This is a genomic window from Streptomyces sp. NPDC041124, from assembly GCF_055592385.1.
In genome coordinates, this window is sequence record NZ_JBVIYR010000003.1 from 718,696 (window position 1) to 738,228 (window position 19,533).

Genomic DNA, 19,533 nt, shown 5'->3' on the forward strand with positions numbered 1-19,533 from the left:
GGTGCCCGGGCTCAGGCCGCGGGTGCCGTGCCCGGGCCGTTGCCGTCGTCGCCGTCCTCCGGGAGCTTGCAGACGCGCTCCAGGAAGAGGGCCGCCGCTATGACGCCGATGCCCGCCAGGACCGAGAAGCCGGCGTAGATGGCCTGGTCGCGGCGGGCGGGGATGTCCAGGGACTCCAGCAGGAAGACCCCCGTGCCCCCGTACATGCCGGCGACCAGGGCCGCGACCAGGGCGCTGGCCTGCCCGAACACGACGGCGCGGGCCGCCATCAGCGGGTCGACCCCCTTGGCGTCGTGCTGCCGCTCGCGCTGGGCCTTGAGGCGGGCGCGCAGGGAGAGCGCGGTCGCCGCGAGGACCACCGCGATCAGGGCGAGGACGATGGGCGCGGCCACGGGCACGCTGGGAAGGGTCCCGAAGGAACTCCACAGGCGGGCGCCGGCCCAGGACAGGATCCCGGCGACGGCGAAGACGCCGGCCAGGACCCTGATGCGCAGCTCTTTCACGGTGTCCCTTCGCGTTCCCCCGGACCGGTGCCCCGGAAAGTGGTCGTGTCGACCTTAACGGCTATTCGGGCAGCCGGAGTTCCAGGTCCGCGCGGGGCGTCACACCGTCCCTGGTGACCGTGGAGAGGAGATCGGCGACCGGGCCGCGGCCGGGAAGCTGTGCCTCGGGGTCGACGTCGTACCAGGGGGCGAGCACGAAGGCCCGCTCGTGGGCGCGCGGGTGGGGGAGGGTGAGCAGCGGGTCGTCGGAGTGGAGATCGGCGTAGGCGACGATGTCGACGTCCAGGGTGCGCGGGCCCCAGCGCTCGTCCCGGACCCGGTGGAATGCCTCCTCGACCGCCTGGGCCCGCTCCAGCAGGGAGGACGGGGGGAGGGTGGTCCTGAGGACCGCGACCGCGTTGAAGTAGGAGGGCTGGCTGCCGGGCTCGACGCCCCAGGGCTCGGTCTCGTACACGGGGGAGACCGCCTTGACCCGGACGCCCGGGGTGTCCTCCAGGGCGTCCACGGCGCCCTGGAGGGTCTCCAGCCGGTTGCCCAGGTTGGCGCCGAGGGAGAGCACGGCCAGTTTCGGGTTCTGCAGCGTGGTGTCGGCCGCGTCGACCCGATCGGTCACGGAGGCGGGGACGGGCTGGACGGTGGGGTCGGTGTGGCCCGTGGTGGACGGCCTGGTCATGCGCGGCTCCGGGTGATGGTGACGGTCACGTCGTCGAAGGGCACGGTGATCGGAGCGTCCGGCTTGTGGACGCACACTTCGACCTCCTGCACCACGTCGTGCTTCAGACAGACCTGGGCGATGTGGTCGGCGAGCGTCTCGATGAGGTTGACGGGCTCGCCCTGGACGACGGCCACGACCTCCTCGGCCACGATGCCGTAGTGCACCGTCTTCGTCAGGTCGTCGTCGGCCGCGGCCGGCCGGATGTCCAGGCCGAGCACGAGGTCCACGATGAAGGTCTGGCCCTCCTCGCGTTCCTTCGGGAAGACACCGTGGTGCCCGCGGGCCTTCAGGCCGCGCAGCGCGACACGATCCACGCGAATCACTCCTGCAGTCGTCGGTCCGGCCGGTCCGTGCCCCGTGCGGGGCACGCCGGCCTGCCTCGAATCTACCCGCGGGCACCGGTGGTGCCGGTGCCCCGGGGGTGCCGCCGCGGCCCGGTGTCCGGGGGTCTCACTCTCCGTCTGCCCTGCCGGGGGCGGGTGCTCACCGGCCGGTGGCGGTGTTCGCCGCCGGCGTCGTGATCCCGGCCACGTCCGCTCCCGGTCTCAGCCGGGGAGGCCGGGTCCGGGTGTGTCGTCGTCCTCGGACTCGTCCTCCTCGGCGAGCACCGGGGAGGCGTGGTGCGCCCAGAGCTTCCAGCCCGCGGGGGTGCGCCGGAACACGTTGGTGGCGACGACGAGCTGGCCGACCAGCGGCCCGAGCTCCTCGCCGGCCTCGGGGGCGGGGCCGCCGCTGAGGATGTTCTCGGTGCAGGTCACCAGGGCGGTGTCGCCGGTGACGGAGACGTGCACGTCGGTGAGGAAGAACTGGATGTAGTCGGTGTTCGCCATGATCAGGGCGTACGACCTCAGGACCTCGCCGCGTCCGGTGAGCACCGGCCAGCCGGGGTGGACGCAGGAGACCACCCCGCTGTCCGCGGGGTCGTGGTAGGTCTCGTCGACGCCGAGGTCGGCCGGGGTGAGCCAGTGCGCGGCGACCTCCTCGAAGTCGCCCCGCTCCACCGCCTCGTAGAAGGCGGTGTTGGCGGCCTCCACCTGCTCGACGTCGGTGTGGGGTGCGGTCACCGGGATCCTTCCGCGCCGTGCGCGCCGGAGTCGGAGGGGGCGGGGTGGGCCGGGCGCGCCTGCTCGATCGCGCGGGTGACCCGTACGGCGTCGGCGCTCGCGCGGACGTCGTGCACGCGGACGGCCCAGGCGCCGGCCTGTGCGGCGAGGGCGGACACGGCGGCGGTGGCCGCGTCGCGTTCACGGGCGGGCGGGGGCGGGGCGTCCGGGCCGGCGAGGACGCGGCCGAGGAACCGCTTGCGGGAGGCGGCGACGAGGACGGGGTGGCCCAGGTCCAGGAGACGGTCGAGGCGGGCGATCAGGGCCAGGTCGTGGCCGGTGTCCTTGGAGAAGCCCAGCCCGGGGTCGAGGATCACGCGGTCGGCCGCGATGCCGCCCTCCAGGACGGCTTCCACCCGGGCGTGGAGTTCGTCGGTGACCTCGCCGACCACGTCGGTGTAGGAGCCCTTGATGGTGCCGCCCTCCAGGAAGCCGCGCCAGTGCATGACGACGAAGGGGGCCCCGGCGTCGGCCACGACGGGGACCATGGCGGGGTCGGCGAGTCCGCCGCTGACGTCGTTGACGAGGGCGGCGCCGGCCTCCAGGGAGCGGGCGGCGACGGAGGCGCGCATGGTGTCGACGGAGATGGTGACGCCCTCGGAGGCGAGACCGCGCACCACCGGGATGACGCGCTTGAGCTCCTCGGCCTCGTCGACGCGGGTGGCGCCGGGCCGGGTGGACTCGCCGCCGACATCTATGAGGTCGGCGCCCTGGGCGACCAGGTCGAGGCCGTGCTTGACGGCGGTGGTCGTGTCGAACCAGCGGCCGCCGTCGGAGAAGGAGTCGGGGGTGACGTTCACGACTCCCATGACCGCGCACCGGTCCCAGTGAGGAAGGCCCGCGACCTGGCGGCGTCCGCTGTGGTTGCTCATATGTTCAGCGTAGGCCCAGGGCGGGGCCGGGGGCTGCCTCGGGCCGGGTGGGGCCCGAACGGGTGGCGATCCGGTCCGCCCGCGGGCTTCGGGCGGGGTTCCTATGCCGTGCGGGCGGTGTCCGCGTGGGCGCGGGCGGGGTCCGGCGTCGTCCGGTGGGCGCAGGGGCGGGGTGCGCGGGAGTGGCGGCGCAGGAAGCGGGGCAGGGGGAGGGCGGGATTGAGGAAACCTTCCGCCCGCATCGCCGCGAGGCCGATGCGCGGGAGATCGGCCGAGGCGCGATAGACCACGAAACGCGGTTCCCAGCGCGGCCGGAACTTGGCGTTGAACTTGTACAGGGATTCGATCTGGAACCAGCGGGAGAGAAAGACCAGCAGGCCCCGCCAGACCCGCAGGACCGGACCCGCGCCGAGTTTCTCGCCGCGCGCCAGAGCGGAGCGGAACATGGCGAAGTTGAGTGAGACGCGTTCGATACCGAATCGCGGGGCGGACCGGAGCGCGGCCACGATCAGCAGGTCGTTCATGCCCGGGTCGGCCGAACGGTCCCGCCGCATCAGGTCGAGCGAGACGCCGGCGGTGCCCCACGGGACGAAGTGCAGGACCGCCTTGAGGTCGCCGTGCGCGTCCGTCGGAACGTCGCTCCGGTGTGCCGTGGCGACGAGACAGTCGCCGTCGGCGGGGTCGCCCAGGCGGCCCAGCGCCATGGAGAAGCCGCGCTCGGTGTCCGTGCCGCGCCAGTCGTCGGCGGCGCGCCGGATGCGGTCCAGTTCGGCCGCGCCGAGGTCACTCACCCGGCGTACGCGGGTCTCGTAACCGGCCCGCTCGATGCGCTTGACCATCTGCCGGACGTTGCGCATCGGGCGGCCGGCGAGGGAGAAATCCGCGACGTCCACCACCGCCTCGTCGCCGAGTTCGAGGGCGTCCAGACCGGTCTCCCGGGTCCACACCTCGCCGCCGGTCTCGGAGCAGCCCATGACGGCGGGGGTCCAGGAGTGGGCCCGGGCCTCGTCCATGAAGCGCTCGATGGCGCCGGGCCACGCCTCGACGTCGCCGATCGGGTCACCGCTGGCGAGCATCACCCCGGAGACCACGCGGTAGGTGACCGCGGCCTTGCCGCTGGGGGAGAAGACGACGGCCTTGTCGCGCCGCAGCGCGAAGTGGCCGAGGGAGTCGCGCGCGCCGTGCCGGGCGAGCAGCGCGCGCAGTCGTGCCTCGTCGTCCCCGGTGAGCCGGGCGGCGGGGTGTTCGGGGCGGAAGGCCAGGTAGACGGTGGTGACGGCGGTGAGCAGGCCGAGGGCGCCGAGGGAGAAGGCGACCGTCCAGGAGGCGTCACCGCGGTAGTGGACGGGGCCCTCGAAGCCGAACAGGCCGTACAGCACGTGGGTGAGGCGGTCGGCGAGGCTCGGGTCGTCGACCAGCGGGCCCGGGTGGGCGCTGACGACGACCAGGCCCAGGAGCAGCGAACCGGCACCCATCAGCACGAAGTTGGCCAGCGCCCGCCACCGGCTGCGCGGGTCGGGCAGCGCGGTGAACTGGTCGCGGTGGCTCAGCAGGGGCGCGAGCAGGGCGAGGGTGAGCAGGACGCCGAGGAGGGAGTGGCGGTAGGTGAACTGGGCGACGGCGCCGGCCGGCAGCAGGGCGACGGCGGCCCGCCAGGCCCGTCGCTTGCCCCGCTTGAGGCCGTGCGCGAGCAGCAGCAACAGCACACCGACGCTGAGGGAGAGGGCGGCCGCGAACGGGCCGAGGGCGCCGGGCAGTACTTCGGCGAGTGCGTGCGCGCGGCTGTGCCGGAAGCGGGGGAAGACGCCCGCGGCGATGTCCAGGAGCCCCACCAGCGCACACGCGCGTCCGGCGAGGACGGGGACCGCTTCGGGGCGCGGGCCGCGCAGCAGACGGCGTACGCCCTTCGGGGGTGCGGGGTCCCGTGGTCCGCCCGCGGGCGGCCGCCCGTCCGTGGGGAGCGGCGCGCCACCCGACATTTCCTCACCTGTCATGACAGACATCGCGTCCCGTAGTTCTGCGAGAGACCGTGGATCCGGTGCCGATTCGGGCATCCGGCGACATTGCGCCCTCTAGGACGGCGGCTCGGGGGGCGAGGTTCACTCCGGGCGAGGTGGATCTCCGGAGGCGGGCGGGTGGCGCGGCCGGGCGGAAGTGGAATGGCCCGGGCGGGACTTCCGTGCCTCGCGGTCGGACTCCCGAACCGGAAAAGATCTTGTTGAATTCGAGTCAGGTGTCTATTCACGTCGACCCGGTGTTGTGTGATGCCCTGTGAAACCCCGGGCGTGGCTTTGTTTTTACGGGGCGGGGCTCCATGATTCGCCTACGCGCGGTAAGTTTCTGGCCATGCCACGTGGACGTCACCGTCATTCCCCGCCCTTGCACAGGATGCTGCCCCCGTCGGCGATCGCAGGCGTCTCCGTCGTCTGCGCCCTGGGGCCCTGGGTGTTCACGCAACCAGTGGTGCTTCGCGTCCTGGCCGCGGCCGCCGCTGCCACCGCGGTGGTCGGCGCCGTGGTGATGCGGCATTGGGACGCCCAGGCGGGCAAGCGGGTCGCCGAGCTCACGCGTGCGCGCGCGAGCGACGAGTGGCGTTTCGAGGAGCGGGTCGCCGAACTCGAGTCCGACCTCGAGGAGTCGCGTGAGCTGCGGATGAAGCTGGACCAGCGGCTGCGCGCCAAGCGCGCCGAACTGGCGGGGCTGCGCAACGAGCACGCGTCTCTGCTGCGGCGGTACGCGGCGGCGGAGGTCGACCGGGCGAGCGTCCTGGAGGAGCGCCGGGTGCTCGAGATAGAGGCCACGGTCCCGGCCCGCGCGCTGCCCGCCGGCCCGTCGGCGGCATCCGCCGCACCGGAGCCCGAGCAGGCACCCGCGCAGGCGGTGGCCGGGACACCGGCGGACACCGGGGAGACGACGGAGGCTCCCGCGGCCTTCTCGCCGGAGGGATCCCAGCTGTTCCTGCGGGCCGACGCGGCACTGCGGCGGTTCGCCGGGGACAACGACGAGGAGGAGGCCGGGGAGGTGACCGCCGCCGAAGCCCCCGACGCCTCCGCCGCCCCCGGCGGTGACACGGAGGCGGACGCACCGTCCCCGCGGCGCGGCGACGACTCCCCGCAGGGTGACCGCACCCCCGAGGACGACGGCCCCGGTCCCACCAAGCAGTCCAGGCCCGAGCCGGCGCAGGAGGACGACGCCGAGGGGCAGCCGCGGGCGGCCGGCGACCACGAGCGCGAGGCCGCCGGGTCCACCGACCCGGCCGCTCCGCAGACCCCGCCCGTCCGGCGGCCCTCCGGGCACTTCACCGTGCCGACCGCGGTGGCCGTCGTCCCGCCGACGGCGCCCGCACGGCGTCCCGTGGCCGAGGGCGGGTTCGACTTCTTCGGCACGAAGAAGTCGACCGACGGGTCCGCCCTGGACGCCGTGCAGAACGAGGACCTCGCCGACGTCGTCGGGCAGGAGGCACTCGCGCTGCACAAGGCCGAGGCCGAGGCGCGGTACAAGCCGGCCGACGAGGACGCGCGCGGGGTCGGACAGGTCATCGACCTGACGGAGCACGACGAGACGGAACACATCGACGTCCAGGGCCTGCGCAGCGCGGCCTCCTGAACCACCAGCCGCACCGACGGGGCCCCGCGCACGCACCACGCGCGGGGCCCCGTCGCCGTCCCGGCCCTCGCACCCCGCGGGCACGCCCCACCGCGGTCGGCACACGGGGCCCTGGTGCTCCGCGCGGGGGCGTCAGGACATCCAGCGGTCCGGGCGGGCGTCCCTGCGGCCGGTGCGGGAGCGTTCCGCCTGGGAGCGCAGCAGGGCCGCCGCCTCCGCGGCGTCGCGCAGACTTGCCTCGACGGACTTGTTCGCGCCAGTGTCCACCACGACGTCGGCCACGCCCCGGGCCCGCTGCCAGGGCCCCTGCACCAGCCGCACGCTCTGCACCTTGGCGTGCGGCACCAGGGACAGGCTGCGGCGCAGCAGCCCGCGGTGGGCGGCGAACACCGCGTCGGTGACGGTGAGCCCGTAGCCGCGCCACCACACCGGCACGCACCACCGCGCGCGGCGCGGCGGCCGGAGAAGCGCCTCGCGCGGGGGCACGCTCACCCCGGGCAGCACCCGGGCGACGACCGACTCGGCGAGCTCGCGCGGAGCGACCGGCAGCAGGAGGGAGTTCGCGGACCCGGCCACGTCGAGTTCCACGCGTACCCAGCCCCGTCGCCGCCACAGCAGCGGCTCGACGAGCCGCACGGTCTGCACGCGCCCCGGAGGCACCGTCTCGTGCGCCCGGTCCAGCAGTCCGTGGTCGATGCGCAGTCCGTCGGGCGACTCGCCGAGCGTCCAGTCGTACTCGGTGACGAAGCGCCCCACGCTGCTCGCCCCCGCCGCGCCGAGCATCGGCACGGCCGCGGCGAGCACCGTCCACAGGCTGTGGGTGACGGTCCACAGCAGCGGCAGCGCGACGGCCGCGACGATGAGCCAGCCCCACGTCGCCCCGGTCAGCAGCAGGGAGACGGCGAGCACACCCGGCGGCACCCGCAGCATCTCCCGGGACGGCGCCTCGCCGACCTCGTGCGCGGTCTCCGGTGCGAATCCCGCCGCCCGCGCGAGCAGTTCGGCGCGCAGCGCACGGGCCTCGCCGGCGCCGAGGAAGGCGAGTTCGTCCTTCTTGTCGGCGCCTATGACGTCGAGTTTGAGTTTCGCCACGCCCGCGACCCGTGCGAGCAGCGGCTGGGTCACGTCGATGGCCTGGATCCGCTCCAGCCGGATGTGCGCGGTGCGCCGGAACAGCAGCCCGGTCCGGATGCGCAGCTCGCCGTCGGTGACCGCGAAGCGGGTGAACCACCAGCTCAGGAAGCCGTAGAGGGCGGCGGCGGGGACGAGGACGGCGAGGCCGAGCAGCAGGGTGGTGGTCGTCAGCCGGGTCAGCTGGCGCTGCGCCTGGTCCGGGTCGTGCAGCGCCCACCCGAACAGGACGGCGACGGGCGCCCACGCCCGCCGGAAGGGCGTGACGGGGTGCAGCCGCCTCTCGGTCACCGGCGGCCGGCCGCGTACGTCCTCGTGGACGTCCGGGGCCGTCACAGCCCCGCCGATCGGGCCTCGCCGAGCTCCGTGAGCCGGTCGCGCAGCCGTTCCGCCTCGGCCGGGTGCAGCCCGGGGATGGTCGCGTCGGTCGCGGCGGCCGCCGTGTGCAGCTGCACACTGGCCAGCCCGAAGTACCGTTCGACGGGTCCGGAGGTGACCTCGACCAGCTGCATCCGCCCGTACGGCACGACCGTCTCCTGGCGCCACAGGACACCCCGGCTGATCAGCAGGTCGTCGGCGCGCTCCGCGTACCGCCAGGAACGCCAGTTCCGCTCCAGCATCACCCAGCCCCAGACCAGCACGGCCAGCGGCAGTGCCGCGAAGACGGCCCAGCCCGGCCCGGCCAGCAGCCCCGGCAGCAGGGCCGTCGCCAGCGACAGCAGCCCCAGCCACACCCCCAGCAGCAGCCGCCGCATCCTCAGCAGCCCGGGTGGCAGGGCGATCCACACCGGCTCGTCCGCCGTGATCGCCGGCTGAGCCGCCGGTGCCGTCCCGCCCGTCGCCGCCGGCCCCGTGTCCCGTGGGCTCCCCGTCTCCATGGGGCAAGCGTACGTAGGGGAGACTGTGAGCATGACTCCCACGACGGAGACCATGGTCGGCATCGGCGGCGCGGCGGAGAGCACCGACATGGTGCTCAACATCGGACCCCAGCATCCTTCCACGCACGGCGTGCTGCGGCTGAAGCTCGTCCTCGACGGCGAGCGCATCGTGCACGCGGAGCCCGTGATCGGCTACATGCACCGGGGCGCGGAGAAACTGTTCGAGGCCCGTGACTACCGTCAGATCATCATGCTGGCCAATCGCCATGACTGGCTGTCGGCCTTCTCCAACGAGCTGGGCGTGGTCCTCGCCGTGGAGCGGATGCTCGGCATGGAGGTCCCCGAGCGCGCCGTGTGGCTGCGCACCCTGCTCGCCGAGCTGAACCGCGTGCTCAACCACCTGATGTTCCTCGGCTCCTACCCGCTGGAGCTCGGCGGCATCACCCCGATCTTCTACGCCTTCACCGAGCGCGAGGAGCTCCAGCACGTCATGGAGGAGGTCTCCGGCGGGCGGATGCACTACATGTTCAACCGCGTGGGCGGCCTCAAGGAGGACCTACCCGCCGGCTGGACCGCCCGCGCGCGCACCGCCGTCGCCGACGTGCGCTCCCGCATGGACCGCTTCGACGACCTGGTGCTCGGCAACGAGATCTTCCGGGGCCGCACGCGCGGCGTCGGCGTGCTGTCCCCGGAGGCCGTGCACGCGTACGGCGTGAGCGGACCGCTCGGGCGCGCCTCGGGCGTCGACTTCGACCTGCGCCGCGACGAGCCGTACCTCGCCTACGGCGAACTGGGCGACGTGCTGAAGGTCGTGACCCGCGAGGAGGGCGACTGCCTGGCCCGCTTCGAGTGCCTGCTGGAGCAGACCCACAACGCCCTCGACCTCGCCGACGCCTGCCTCGACCGGCTCGCCGAACTGCCGCCGGGCCCCGTCAACCAGCGGCTCCCGAAGGTCCTCAAGGCGCCCGAGGGACACACGTACGCGTGGACCGAGAACCCGCTCGGCATCAACGGCTACTACCTGGTCAGCAAGGGTGAGAAGACGCCGTACCGGCTGAAGCTGCGCTCGGCGTCGTACAACAACATCCAGGCGCTCACCGAGCTGCTGCCGGGGACGCTGGTCGCGGACATGGTGGCGATCCTGGGCTCGATGTTCTTCGTCGTCGGCGACATCGACAAGTAGCCGTCACCCGGTGAGGACGTCCGCGATCCCGGTCGCCCGCACCAGCCACCCGAAGTCCCCGAGTCCGCCCGGCGCGGTGAGCTCGGCGGCCTCCCCGGCGCCCGCGAGGGCGCGCACGTACCCGGCGGGGTCCGTGGACGCGAGCGCGAGCGGGGGGCGCGCGCCGCTCACGCCCAGGGCGTGCAGCGCCTCGCGCTGCGACAGCAGGCGCGCGCCGGGGGGAGCGCAGGCCGCGGCGCACGCGTCCAGGGCGACGTGCGCGGTGATGTCACACGACCCGTCCGGCACGGGCGCCGTCTCCCGCCCCCCACGGAAGCCCGTCAGCGTCCCGAACGGCGGTCGCGTGGCGGCGGTGTGCGCGTAGTCCACCGCGACGGCGAGCCCCCGCGCGACGGTACCGGCCGCCGCGGCCCAGGCCAGGTCCCGGGACAGCCCGATCTCCGCGCGGAGCCCCTGCCCGGTCCCCAGCGGCCACCACCGCGCCAGCCACTCGGCCTCCGCCCCGGCGACCGGCTCGCCGAGCCGCTCGCTCCCGTCCGCCTCCACCAGCACCAGCCGCGGCACGCCCGCCGCGTCCACCTCGACGACGTCCGCGGGGACGTTGTCCAGCCACTCGTTGGCGAACAGCAGCCCGGTGATCCCCTCCGGGGGCCGCGCCCGCCACTCGATCCGGTGGTCCAGCCCGGCGGGCCGCCCGGCCAGCTCGACCGCGAACGCGCGGGTGCGGCCGGCCACCTCGGCGGGCAGCGCGGCGAGCACCCCGGCGGTCAGTTCGCCCCGCCCGGCCGCCATGTCCACGAAGTCGAGCACCGCAGGACGTCCCAGCGCCTCGTCGACCCGGCACAGCAGCCGCGCCACGGCCCCGGCGAACAGCGGGGAGGCGTGCACCGACGTGCGGAAGTGCCCGGCCGGTCCCGCGCCGGGCCGCCGGTAGAAGCCGCCGGGCCCGTACAGGGCCTCCTGGGCGGCCGCCCGCCAGCCCCGCGGGCCGTCCTCCCGCGCCCCAGCCGTCACCGGTACCCCACACCCGCCCTCACCGTCGTCACCGGCCCAGGTTAAGCGCGCGGACACGCCCGGCCTCCACCTTGCGGAGTACACGTGAGCACCGGGGATCGGCCCTCCGGTTGACCCCTGCACGCATTTCGCTTCCCTACGCTGGGTCACGTGCAGCGCCTCTACGACTTCCTCCGCAGACACCCGACCTGGGTCGACGGCTTCTGGGCCGTGGTCCTGTTCGGGATTTCGGTCGTCGGCGGTGCGACCGTGGAGGAGTCGCGGGGGACGGACCTGCCGGCCCTGACCGTGCCGGTCATGCTGCTGTTGTCGCTGGTCGTCGCGCTGCGCCGCCGGATGCCCGAGCGGATGCTCCTCCTCGCCCTCGCCGTGGGCGTGGGACAGCTGATCACGGACGTGGCGACGGTGCCCGCCGACTTCGCCCTGCTGGTGATCGTCTACACGGTCGCGGCGGTCGGCGCGCGCTGGGCCTCCCGCCTCGCGCTGACCGCCGGCCTGTGCGCGGCCCCGCTCGCGCAGCTGCGCTGGCCCGACGAGGGCCAGAGCGTGGCGACCAACGTCGCCGTCGTGATCTTCCAGGCGGTCCCCTTCGCCCTCGCGTGGGTGCTCGGCGACTCCATCCGCACCCGCCGCGCCTATTTCGCGCAGCTGGAGGAGCGGGCCGCCCGCCTGGAGAAGGAACGCGCGGCGCAGGCCAAGGTCGCCGTCGCCGCCGAACGCGCCCGGATAGCCCGCGAACTGCACGACGTCGTCGCCCACAACGTGTCGGTGATGGTGGTGCAGGCCGACGGCGCCGCCTACGTCCTCGACGCGGCGCCCGACCAGGCGAAGAAGGCGCTGGAGACCATCTCCTCCACCGGCCGCCAGGCCCTCGCCGAGATGCGCCGCCTGCTGGGCGTCCTGCGCACCGGCGAGCACCAGGAGGCCGGGGAGTACGTGCCGCAGCCCGACGTGCGGCAGATCGAGGACCTCGTCGAGGAGTGCCGGAGGACGGGGCTGCCGGTGGACTTCAAGGTCGAGGGCACCTCGCGCCCGCTGCCCAGCGGCGTCGAGCTGACCGCCTACCGCATCGTGCAGGAGGCGCTCACCAACACCCGCAAGCACGGCGGCCCCAACGCGGGCGCCAGCGTGCGCCTGGTGTACTTCGACGACGGTCTCGGCCTGCTCGTGGAGGACGACGGCAAGGGCGCCCCCCACGAGCTGTACGAGGAGGGCGGCTTCGACGGGCAGGGCCACGGCCTGATCGGCATGCGGGAGCGGGTCGGCATGGTCGGCGGGACGCTGGACGCGGGACCGCGTCCGGGCGGAGGATTCCGCATCAGTGTGCTGCTGCCGCTCAAACCCGCGCACTGACGCCCACGCACGCCCCCTGTTGACACCTGTCACGGCCCCTGCCGCTCCCCCTGGGGCGACGTGACGACCTGACAACCTGACGACCCGAAGATCTGCGAACCGAAACGGAAGAGGCCCCGATGGCGATCCGCGTGATGCTCGTCGACGACCAGGTGCTCCTGCGCACCGGGTTCCGGATGGTGCTCGCCGCCCAGCCGGACATGGAGGTCGTGGCGGAGGCGGGCGACGGCGTCGAGGCCCTCCAGGTGCTGCGGTCCACCGCCGTCGACGTGGTGCTGATGGACGTCCGCATGCCCAAGCTCGACGGCGTCGAGACCACCCGCCGGATCTGCGCGGACACCGACCCGCCGAAGGTGCTGATCCTCACCACCTTCGACCTCGACGAGTACGCCTTCTCCGGGCTGAAGGCGGGCGCCTCCGGATTCATGCTGAAGGACGTGCCGCCGGGCGAACTGCTCGCCGCGATCCGCGCGGTGCACAGCGGCGACGCCGTCGTCGCCCCGTCCACCACCCGCCGGCTCCTGGACCGTTTCGCGCCGATGCTGCCCAGCAGCGGCAAGCAGCCCGAGCACAAGGAGCTGGAACGGCTCACCGAGCGCGAACGGGAGGTCATGGTCCTCGTCGCCCAGGGCCTGTCCAACGGTGAGATCGCGGCCCGGCTGGTGCTCTCCGAGGCGACCGTGAAGACCCACGTCGGCCGCATCCTCACCAAGCTGGGCCTGCGCGACCGGGTGCAGGTGGTCGTCCTCGCCTACGAGACGGGCCTGGTGCGGGCCGGCGGACACGGCTGAGGGGACCGGCCTCGCGCCTCACCCCTGTGGACCGACCGCACCACGGTGCCGAAGACGGCGGACCGCATCGCCGTACCGGCCGGACGGACCCTGCTCCCCACCAGCGAGGCCCGGCTGCGCACCAGGCTGCGCCAGGCGGGCGTGGGACTCCGGCACATCCGTCGGGACCTACGCGGCGCGGGACGCTCCGGGCCCCGCGCCCCCGCCCGACCGTCAGGCGGGTGCCGCCGTCTCCCGGAGCAGACGCCGTGCGAACTCCTCCGCCGCCGCCCGTACGTCCCCGGCCGTCCACTCCAGCGCCGCCGCCCGCACGTACACCTCGGTGAACGACAGCCCCGGCCCCTTCGGATCCCAGCAGTTGGCGAAGAGCACCGCCCCCGTCTCCTCCGCCGCCGCGACCGCCACCTCGGCGACCACGTCCGCCTCGTACGGCAGCCACACCTGGAAGTCGAAGGTGTGCGGCACCTCGGGGTGCACCCGGGACCACGGCAGCCCGCCCGCTTCCAGCCCCTCCCGCAGGGCGGCGGCGACGACGCGCGCGTGCCGCACGTACTCCGGCAGCCGGGGCAGCTCCCGCTCCAGCCCGATCAGCGCGGACAGCGCGGTCGGGAACTGCTGGAAGACGTTGCCGCCGTACCGGTGCCGCCAGGCCCGCGCCTCCTCGACCAGGTCCGCCGGACCGGCGAGCACGGCGCCGCCGAAGGCGTCGAGGGACTTGTAGAACGACACGTAGACGCTGTCCGCGAGAGACGCGATCTCCTCCAGCGACCGCCCGAAGTGCTCGGTGCACTCCCACAGCCGCGCCCCGTCGACGTGCACGACCGCCTCGCGCTCCCGCGCGGCGTCCACCACCCCGGTCAGCTCCTCCCAGGAGGGCAGGACGAAACCGGCGTCCCTGAGCGGCAGTTCCAGCATCAGCGCCCCGAAGGGCTCCTCGAAGTCGCGCACCTCCGCGGCGGTGGGCAGCCGGGGCTCGCTGGTCACCCGCACCGGCCGCAATCCGCTGACCTGGCTGAACGCGTTCCGCTCGTACACCTCGGGGTGGCTGAGCGCGTGCAGGGCCACCGCCGGGTTCCCGGTCCGTCCCGCCCAGCAGCGCAGGGCCACCTGCTGGGCCATCGTGCCGGTCGGGAAGAACGCCGCGGCCTCGGTGCCCAGCAGCCCGGCGACCCGCCCCTCCAGGGCCTCAACGACACCGTTGCCGTAGAGGTCGGAGTCCTCGTCGAGGTCGTACACGCTCCCCGCCGCTTCCAGCAGAGCGAGCCGCTGCGAGAGGGGGGCGAGGAACCCCTGGCGCGCCAGCACGCGCGGGGCGGCGCGCCAGGCGGCGATCCGCCGTTCGCGCGGCGCCGGCCGCGACGCGTCGTCCTCACCGGGAACATCCCCGTGCCCGTCCCCGGCCGCCGTGCCGTCCCTGTCGTCCGCCGCATCACTCATACGGGCGATCATCGCGCGCCCCGGGCCCCACGGGCACCCTCATTTCCGCACACGCGTGTGCCACGCCGCCGCCCGGAAACCCACAGCCTGTGGACGACCGACCGCCACGGGAACCGATCGCGTTAACATGACGAGAAATCGTCCGGTACCCCGAGCGGACTGGAACGGGAAGGCCCCCGTCGCGTGAACACAACCCCTCAGCCCGATCCCCGTGACCGCCCCGCGCGGCTCACCGTAGGCGTCGTGGGCGCCGGACGCGTGGGCCCCGCCCTGGCGGCGTCCCTCCAGCTCGCCGGGCACCGCCCGGTGGCCGTCTCCGCCGTCTCCGACGCCTCCCGCAGGCGTGCCGGGCAGATGCTCCCGGACGTGCCCGTGGTGCCGCCCGCCGACGTCCTGCGGCGCGCCGAGCTGGTGCTCCTGACCGTCCCGGACGACGCCCTGCCCGAACTGGTCGCCGGACTCGCCGACACCGGCGCGGTACGGCCGGGCCAGCTGCTGGTGCACACCTCGGGCCGGTACGGCGCCAAGGTCCTCGACCCCGCCCTGCGCGCCGGCGCGCTGCCCCTGGCCCTGCACCCGGCGATGACCTTCACCGGCACCCCCGTCGACGTGCAGCGCCTGGCCGGCTGCTCCTTCGGCGTCACCGCCCCCGAGGAACTGCGGCTGGCCGCCGAGGCCCTCGTCATCGAGATGGGCGGGGAACCGGAGTGGATCGCCGAGGAGAACCGCCCGCTCTACCACGCGGCCCTCGCCCTGGGCGCCAACCACCTGGTCACCCTCGTCGCCCAGTCCATGGAGCTGCTGGGCGCCGCCGGCGTCGGCGCCCCCGACCGGATGCTCGGCCCGCTGCTCGGCGCCGCCCTGGACAACGCGCTGCGCTCCGGCGACGCGGCCCTCACAGGACCCGTCGCCCGCGGCGACGCGGGCACGGTCGCCGCGCACGTCACCGAGCTGCGCCGGCACGCTCCGGGAACGGTCGCCGGCTACCTGGCCATGGCCCGGGCGACCGCCGACCGCGCCCTCGCCCACGGCCTGCTGAAGCCGGAACTCGCCGAGGACCTCCTCGGCGTGCTCGCCGACGGCACCGGCGGCACCGGCGGAACCGAAGGCCCCGGCGACACCCCCGGGGAGAACCGATGAGCACCACCCCCGGCCCCACCACCCACCCCAGCCGTACGACGACGCGCGCGGCCCGGAACGGAGTTCCCCGATGACCGCCACCCTGCTGCGCACCGCCGCCGAACTGCACGCGCGCCCGCGCACCGGCCGCCGTGCCGTCGTGATGACCATGGGCGCGCTGCACGAGGGCCACGCCACGCTGATCCGCACCGCGCGGGAGATCGCGGGCGCCGGCGGCGAGGTCGTGGTGACCGTCTTCGTCAACCCGCTGCAGTTCGGCGCGGGCGAGGACCTGGACCGCTACCCGCGCACCCTGGACGCCGACCTGGAGCTGGCCGAACGCTCCGGCGCGGACGCCGTGTTCGCCCCCGCCGTGGACGAGGTCTACCCGGGCGGCGCACCGCAGGTCCGGGTCACCGCCGGTCCCATGGGCGAGCGCCTGGAGGGTGCCGCCCGTCCCGGCCACTTCGACGGCATGCTCACCGTCGTCGCCAAGCTGCTCCACCTCTCCCGCCCCGACATCGCCCTCTACGGACAGAAGGACGCGCAGCAGCTCGCCCTGATCCGCCGCATGGTGCGGGACCTGAACTTCGGCGTGGAGATCGTCGGCGTCCCCACCGTCCGCGAGGAGGACGGGCTGGCCCTGTCCAGCCGCAACCGCTACCTCTCGCCCGCCGAGCGCCGCACCGCGCTCGCCCTGTCCCAGGCCCTGTTCGCCGGCCGCGACCGGCACGCGGCCCAGCAGGCGCTGCGGGCGCGTGCCCACGAGGTGCCCGCCACGCGCGCGCGTGCCGAGGCGCTCAGCGCCATCGGCGAATCCCGCGCGGCGGCCGACGCGCACGCGGTGGCCACCACGGCCGGCGGCCCCGCGGCCATCCGCGCCGCCGCCCGGCTGGTCCTCGACGAGGCCGCCCGCCTCGACCCGCCCCTCGCCCTGGACTACCTGGCCCTGGTCGACCCGGCCGACTTCACCGAGATCGGCGACGGCTTCACCGGCGAGGCCGTCCTCGCCGTCGCCGCCCGCGTGGGGGCCACCCGCCTGATCGACAACGTCCCCCTGACCTTCGGAACCTTCGGAGCCGCCTCGTGACCAGCACAGGCATACGCCCGCCCGTCGCCCGCCACCACCCTCGGACGGAAGCGCTTCGCGCTCGCCCCCGTCTGCACGCGCCCGCGCCCGGGTGGTCCATCGCCGCGGACGTCGTGGTCGTCGGCTCCGGCGTCGCGGGCCTCACCGCCGCCCTGCGCTGCGAGGCGGCCGGACTGACCACCGTGGTCGTCACCAAGGCCCGCCTCGACGACGGCTCCACCCGCTGGGCCCAGGGCGGCATCGCCGCGGCCCTCGGCGAGGGCGACACCCCCGCACAGCACCTGGACGACACCCTGGTCGCCGGCGCCGGCCTGTGCGACGAGGAAGCGGTCCGCATCCTGGTCACCGAGGGCCCCGACGCCGTACGGCGGCTCATCGCGACCGGCGCGCACTTCGACGAGTCGACCGACGGAGCCCTGGAACTCACCCGCGAGGGCGGCCACCACCGCCGCCGCATCGCCCACGCGGGCGGCGACGCCACCGGCGCGGAGATCTCCCGCGCCCTCGTCGAGGCGGTCCGCGACCGAGGGCTGCGCACCATCGAGAACGCCCTCGTCCTGGACCTCCTCACGGACGCCGCGGGCCGCACCGCCGGCGTCACCCTGCACGTCATGGGCGAGGGCCAGCACGACGGCGTCGGAGCCGTCCACGCGCCCGCCGTGGTCCTCGCCACCGGCGGCATGGGCCAGGTCTTCTCGGCGACCACGAACCCCGCCGTCTCCACCGGCGACGGCGTGGCCCTGGCCCTCCGGGCCGGCGCGGAGGTGAGCGACCTCGAATTCGTCCAGTTCCACCCCACGGTCCTCTTCCTCGGCGCCGACGCGGAAGGCCAGCAGCCGCTCGTCTCCGAGGCGGTACGCGGGGAGGGCGCCCACCTGGTGGACGCGGACGGCGTGCGCTTCATGCAGGGGCAGCACGAGCTCGCCGAACTCGCCCCGCGCGACATCGTCGCCAAGGGCATCATGCGCCGCATGCGGGAGCAGGACGCCGAGCACATGTACCTCGACGCCCGCCACTTCGGCGCACGGATGTGGGAGCAGCGCTTCCCCACCATCCTCGCGGCCTGCCGCGCCCACGGCATCGACCCGGTCACCGAGCCCGTCCCCGTCGCCCCGGCCGCCCACTACGCCTCCGGCGGCGTCCGCACCGACTCCCACGGCCGCACCACCGTGCCCGGCCTGTACGCCTGCGGCGAGGTCGCCTGCACCGGCGTGCACGGCGCCAACCGGCTGGCCTCCAACTCCCTCCTCGAAGGCCTGGTGTACGCCGAGCGCATCGCCGCCGACATCGCCCGCACCGGAACCCTCCAGCCGCGCGAGCCGCAGCCGCTGCCCGTCACGGAACGCCCCGCCCACCCCCTCCTCGCCCCGGAGGCCCGCTTCGCCATCCAGCGGACCATGACCCGGGGAGCGGGCGTCCTGCGCTCCGCGGCGTCCCTCGCCGAGGCGGCCGACCGCCTCCACCACCTGCACGCCGAGGCGCGCGACGCCCTCGACGAGAACGGCAAGACGGCCGAGCCGGGCGTCGACACCTGGGAGGCCACCAACCTCCTGTGCGTGGCCCGTGTCCTGGTGGCCGCCGCGCGGCGCCGCGAGGAGACCCGCGGCTGCCACTGGCGCGAGGACCGCCCCGAGCGCGACGACACCGTCTGGCGCCGCCACCTCGTCGTACGGCTGGATCCGGACCGCTCGCTGGCGGTGCACACCACCGACACCACAGACTTCCCCCCGACCCTCCCCCAGTCCCAGGAGCAGTGACAGCAGTGACCACCCCCGACCTTCCCCTCGTTTCCTCCGGCGGCTGTGGCGACGGCTGTGCCTGCGGCGCCGACGAGGAGACCTACCTGGAGTGCGGCCTCGACCCCGCGCTCGCCCAGCTCCTCGCCGACGCGGGCCTCGACCCCGTCGAGGTCGAGGACATCGCCAACGTGGCCCTCCAGGAGGACCTGGCCCACGGAGTGGACGTGACGACCGTCGCGACCATCCCGGAGGACGCGGTCGCGACCGCCGACTTCACCGCACGCGAGGCGGGCACCGTGGCGGGCCTCCGGGTCGCCGAGGCGGTCATGTCGCTGGTCTGCACGGACGAGTTCGAGGTCGAACGCCACGTGGAGGACGGCGACCGCGTGGAAGCCGGCCGGACGCTCCTGTCGGTCACCACCCGCACGCGCGACATCCTCACCGCGGAACGCAGCGCCCTGAACCTCCTGTGCCGCCTGTCGGGCATCGCGACCGCCACCCGCGCCTGGGCCGACGTCCTCGACGGCACCAGGGCGAAGGTCCGGGACACCCGCAAGACCACGCCCGGTCTGCGCAGCCTGGAGAAGTTCGCCGTACGCTGCGGCGGCGGCGTCAACCACCGCATGTCCCTCTCGGACGCGGCCCTGGTCAAGGACAACCACGTGGTGGCCGCCGGCGGCGTCGCCGCGGCGTTCACCGCGGTCCGTGAACGCTTCCCCGACGTGCCCATCGAGGTGGAGGTCGACACCCTGCACCAGCTCCGCGAGGTCCTGGACGCCGGCGCCGACCTGATCCTGCTGGACAACTTCACCCCGGGCGAGTGCGCCGAGGCGGTGGCCCTCGTCGACGGCCGCGCCGCCCTGGAGGCCTCCGGCCGGCTCACGCTCGCCAACGCCAAGGCGTACGCCGACACGGGCGTCGACTACCTGGCCGTGGGCGCCCTCACCCACTCCTCGCCGATCCTCGACATCGGCCTCGACCTGCGCGCGGCGGAGTAGG

Annotated in this window: 18 protein-coding genes and 1 pseudogene; 9 read left to right on the plus strand and 10 right to left on the minus strand. The window is 74.5% G+C overall.

The annotated features are described in order from the left end of the window. Nucleotides 1-11: 11 nt before the first annotated feature. The 6 genes from ACZ6A9_RS11565 to ACZ6A9_RS11590 all read right to left on the minus strand — a co-directional run bounded on the left by ACZ6A9_RS11565 (nucleotide 12) and on the right by ACZ6A9_RS11590 (nucleotide 5,172). Nucleotides 12-503, minus strand: a complete 492-nt coding sequence (locus ACZ6A9_RS11565) for a DUF3180 domain-containing protein (protein WP_468982746.1) — start codon at nucleotides 501-503, stop codon at nucleotides 12-14. Between the two features lie 61 nt (nucleotides 504-564). After that, nucleotides 565-1,176, minus strand: a complete 612-nt coding sequence (folK, locus tag ACZ6A9_RS11570; protein WP_468982751.1) for a 2-amino-4-hydroxy-6-hydroxymethyldihydropteridine diphosphokinase — start codon at nucleotides 1,174-1,176, stop codon at nucleotides 565-567. Further along, nucleotides 1,173-1,532 carry a dihydroneopterin aldolase gene (gene folB / locus ACZ6A9_RS11575; protein ID WP_468982753.1) on the minus strand — a complete coding sequence of 120 codons (360 nt, stop codon included), beginning with the start codon at nucleotides 1,530-1,532 and terminating at the stop codon, nucleotides 1,173-1,175. The genes folK and folB overlap by 4 nt, the downstream gene beginning before the upstream one ends. Nucleotides 1,533-1,763: 231 nt before the next feature. Continuing rightward, nucleotides 1,764-2,282: a nuclear transport factor 2 family protein gene (locus ACZ6A9_RS11580; RefSeq protein WP_468982756.1), complete on the minus strand. Its 519-nt coding sequence runs from the start codon at nucleotides 2,280-2,282 to the stop codon at nucleotides 1,764-1,766. Continuing rightward, a complete protein-coding gene (folP, locus tag ACZ6A9_RS11585) occupies nucleotides 2,279-3,193 on the minus strand; it encodes a dihydropteroate synthase (RefSeq protein WP_468982758.1) in 915 nt (304 codons plus the stop codon). The genes ACZ6A9_RS11580 and folP overlap by 4 nt, the downstream gene beginning before the upstream one ends. Before the next feature lie 101 nt (nucleotides 3,194-3,294). After that, entirely contained in the window at nucleotides 3,295-5,172 is a 1,878-nt protein-coding gene (locus ACZ6A9_RS11590; RefSeq protein ID WP_468983003.1) for a phosphatidylglycerol lysyltransferase domain-containing protein, read from the minus strand. 367 nt (nucleotides 5,173-5,539) lie between these two features. On the opposite strand from ACZ6A9_RS11590, the gene ACZ6A9_RS11595 reads away from it, so the two are divergent. After that, the gene (locus ACZ6A9_RS11595; protein ID WP_468982760.1) at nucleotides 5,540-6,799 is read left to right on the plus strand and encodes a hypothetical protein; all 1,260 of its coding nucleotides are present in this window, start codon (nucleotides 5,540-5,542) and stop codon (nucleotides 6,797-6,799) included. 132 nt (nucleotides 6,800-6,931) lie between these two features. On the opposite strand, the gene ACZ6A9_RS11600 is transcribed toward ACZ6A9_RS11595, so the two are convergent. Both ACZ6A9_RS11600 and ACZ6A9_RS11605 read right to left on the minus strand, forming a co-directional pair. Then, complete coding sequence (locus ACZ6A9_RS11600) at nucleotides 6,932-8,266, minus strand: PH domain-containing protein (RefSeq protein WP_468982765.1); 1,335 nt, start codon at nucleotides 8,264-8,266, stop codon at nucleotides 6,932-6,934. Then, entirely contained in the window at nucleotides 8,263-8,808 is a 546-nt protein-coding gene (locus ACZ6A9_RS11605) for a PH domain-containing protein (protein WP_468982771.1), read from the minus strand. Before ACZ6A9_RS11605 ends, ACZ6A9_RS11600 begins: the two co-directional genes overlap by 4 nt. A 31-nt stretch (nucleotides 8,809-8,839) precedes the next feature. Between ACZ6A9_RS11605 and ACZ6A9_RS11610 the strand changes: the two genes are divergently transcribed. Continuing rightward, nucleotides 8,840-9,991: an NADH-quinone oxidoreductase subunit D gene (locus ACZ6A9_RS11610; protein ID WP_468982775.1), complete on the plus strand. Its 1,152-nt coding sequence runs from the start codon at nucleotides 8,840-8,842 to the stop codon at nucleotides 9,989-9,991. 3 nt (nucleotides 9,992-9,994) lie between these two features. On the opposite strand, the gene ACZ6A9_RS11615 is transcribed toward ACZ6A9_RS11610, so the two are convergent. Continuing rightward, nucleotides 9,995-11,005, minus strand: a complete 1,011-nt coding sequence (locus ACZ6A9_RS11615) for an SAM-dependent methyltransferase (protein ID WP_468983008.1) — start codon at nucleotides 11,003-11,005, stop codon at nucleotides 9,995-9,997. 150 nt (nucleotides 11,006-11,155) lie between these two features. On the opposite strand from ACZ6A9_RS11615, the gene ACZ6A9_RS11620 reads away from it, so the two are divergent. From ACZ6A9_RS11620 to ACZ6A9_RS11630, 3 genes and pseudogenes are all read left to right on the plus strand, one after another. Continuing rightward, on the plus strand, nucleotides 11,156-12,358 hold the full coding sequence (locus tag ACZ6A9_RS11620; protein ID WP_468982778.1) for a sensor histidine kinase: 1,203 nt from the start codon (nucleotides 11,156-11,158) through the stop codon (nucleotides 12,356-12,358). Nucleotides 12,359-12,477: 119 nt separating this feature from the next. Beyond that, a complete protein-coding gene (locus ACZ6A9_RS11625) occupies nucleotides 12,478-13,149 on the plus strand; it encodes a response regulator transcription factor (RefSeq protein ID WP_228970355.1) in 672 nt (223 codons plus the stop codon). Between the two features lie 15 nt (nucleotides 13,150-13,164). After that, nucleotides 13,165-13,317, plus strand: a pseudogene (locus tag ACZ6A9_RS11630) (ATP-binding protein); the annotation flags it as partial. A gap of 45 nt (nucleotides 13,318-13,362) precedes the next feature. On the opposite strand, the gene ACZ6A9_RS11635 reads toward ACZ6A9_RS11630, so the two are convergent. After that, nucleotides 13,363-14,598, minus strand: a complete 1,236-nt coding sequence (locus ACZ6A9_RS11635) for a threonine aldolase family protein (RefSeq protein ID WP_468982786.1) — start codon at nucleotides 14,596-14,598, stop codon at nucleotides 13,363-13,365. A gap of 171 nt (nucleotides 14,599-14,769) precedes the next feature. Between ACZ6A9_RS11635 and ACZ6A9_RS11640 the strand changes: the two genes are divergently transcribed. From ACZ6A9_RS11640 to nadC, 4 genes are all read left to right on the plus strand, one after another. After that, on the plus strand, nucleotides 14,770-15,726 hold the full coding sequence (locus ACZ6A9_RS11640) for a Rossmann-like and DUF2520 domain-containing protein (protein ID WP_468982791.1): 957 nt from the start codon (nucleotides 14,770-14,772) through the stop codon (nucleotides 15,724-15,726). Between the two features lie 70 nt (nucleotides 15,727-15,796). After that, complete coding sequence (gene panC, locus ACZ6A9_RS11645) at nucleotides 15,797-16,795, plus strand: pantoate--beta-alanine ligase (protein ID WP_468982795.1); 999 nt, start codon at nucleotides 15,797-15,799, stop codon at nucleotides 16,793-16,795. Between the two features lie 11 nt (nucleotides 16,796-16,806). Continuing rightward, on the plus strand, nucleotides 16,807-18,552 hold the full coding sequence (locus ACZ6A9_RS11650; protein ID WP_468983011.1) for an L-aspartate oxidase: 1,746 nt from the start codon (nucleotides 16,807-16,809) through the stop codon (nucleotides 18,550-18,552). 5 nt (nucleotides 18,553-18,557) lie between these two features. Next, nucleotides 18,558-19,532, plus strand: a complete 975-nt coding sequence (gene nadC, locus ACZ6A9_RS11655) for a carboxylating nicotinate-nucleotide diphosphorylase (RefSeq protein WP_468983015.1) — start codon at nucleotides 18,558-18,560, stop codon at nucleotides 19,530-19,532. Nucleotide 19,533: the final 1 nt, after the last annotated feature.

Excerpts from the sequence above, each read along its gene's own strand:
- folK (WP_468982751.1), bottom strand. The coding sequence starts at position 1,176 with ATGACCAGGCCGTCCACCACGGGCCACACCGACCCCACCGTCCAGCCC.
- folP (WP_468982758.1), bottom strand. The coding sequence starts at position 3,193 with ATGAGCAACCACAGCGGACGCCGCCAGGTCGCGGGCCTTCCTCACTGG.
- ACZ6A9_RS11590 (WP_468983003.1), bottom strand. The coding sequence starts at position 5,172 with ATGTCGGGTGGCGCGCCGCTCCCCACGGACGGGCGGCCGCCCGCGGGC.
- ACZ6A9_RS11595 (WP_468982760.1), top strand. The coding sequence starts at position 5,540 with ATGCCACGTGGACGTCACCGTCATTCCCCGCCCTTGCACAGGATGCTG.
- ACZ6A9_RS11605 (WP_468982771.1), bottom strand. The coding sequence starts at position 8,808 with ATGGAGACGGGGAGCCCACGGGACACGGGGCCGGCGGCGACGGGCGGG.
- ACZ6A9_RS11610 (WP_468982775.1), top strand. The coding sequence starts at position 8,840 with ATGACTCCCACGACGGAGACCATGGTCGGCATCGGCGGCGCGGCGGAG.
- ACZ6A9_RS11625 (WP_228970355.1), top strand. The coding sequence starts at position 12,478 with ATGGCGATCCGCGTGATGCTCGTCGACGACCAGGTGCTCCTGCGCACC.
- ACZ6A9_RS11635 (WP_468982786.1), bottom strand. The coding sequence starts at position 14,598 with ATGATCGCCCGTATGAGTGATGCGGCGGACGACAGGGACGGCACGGCG.
- panC (WP_468982795.1), top strand. The coding sequence starts at position 15,797 with ATGACCGCCACCCTGCTGCGCACCGCCGCCGAACTGCACGCGCGCCCG.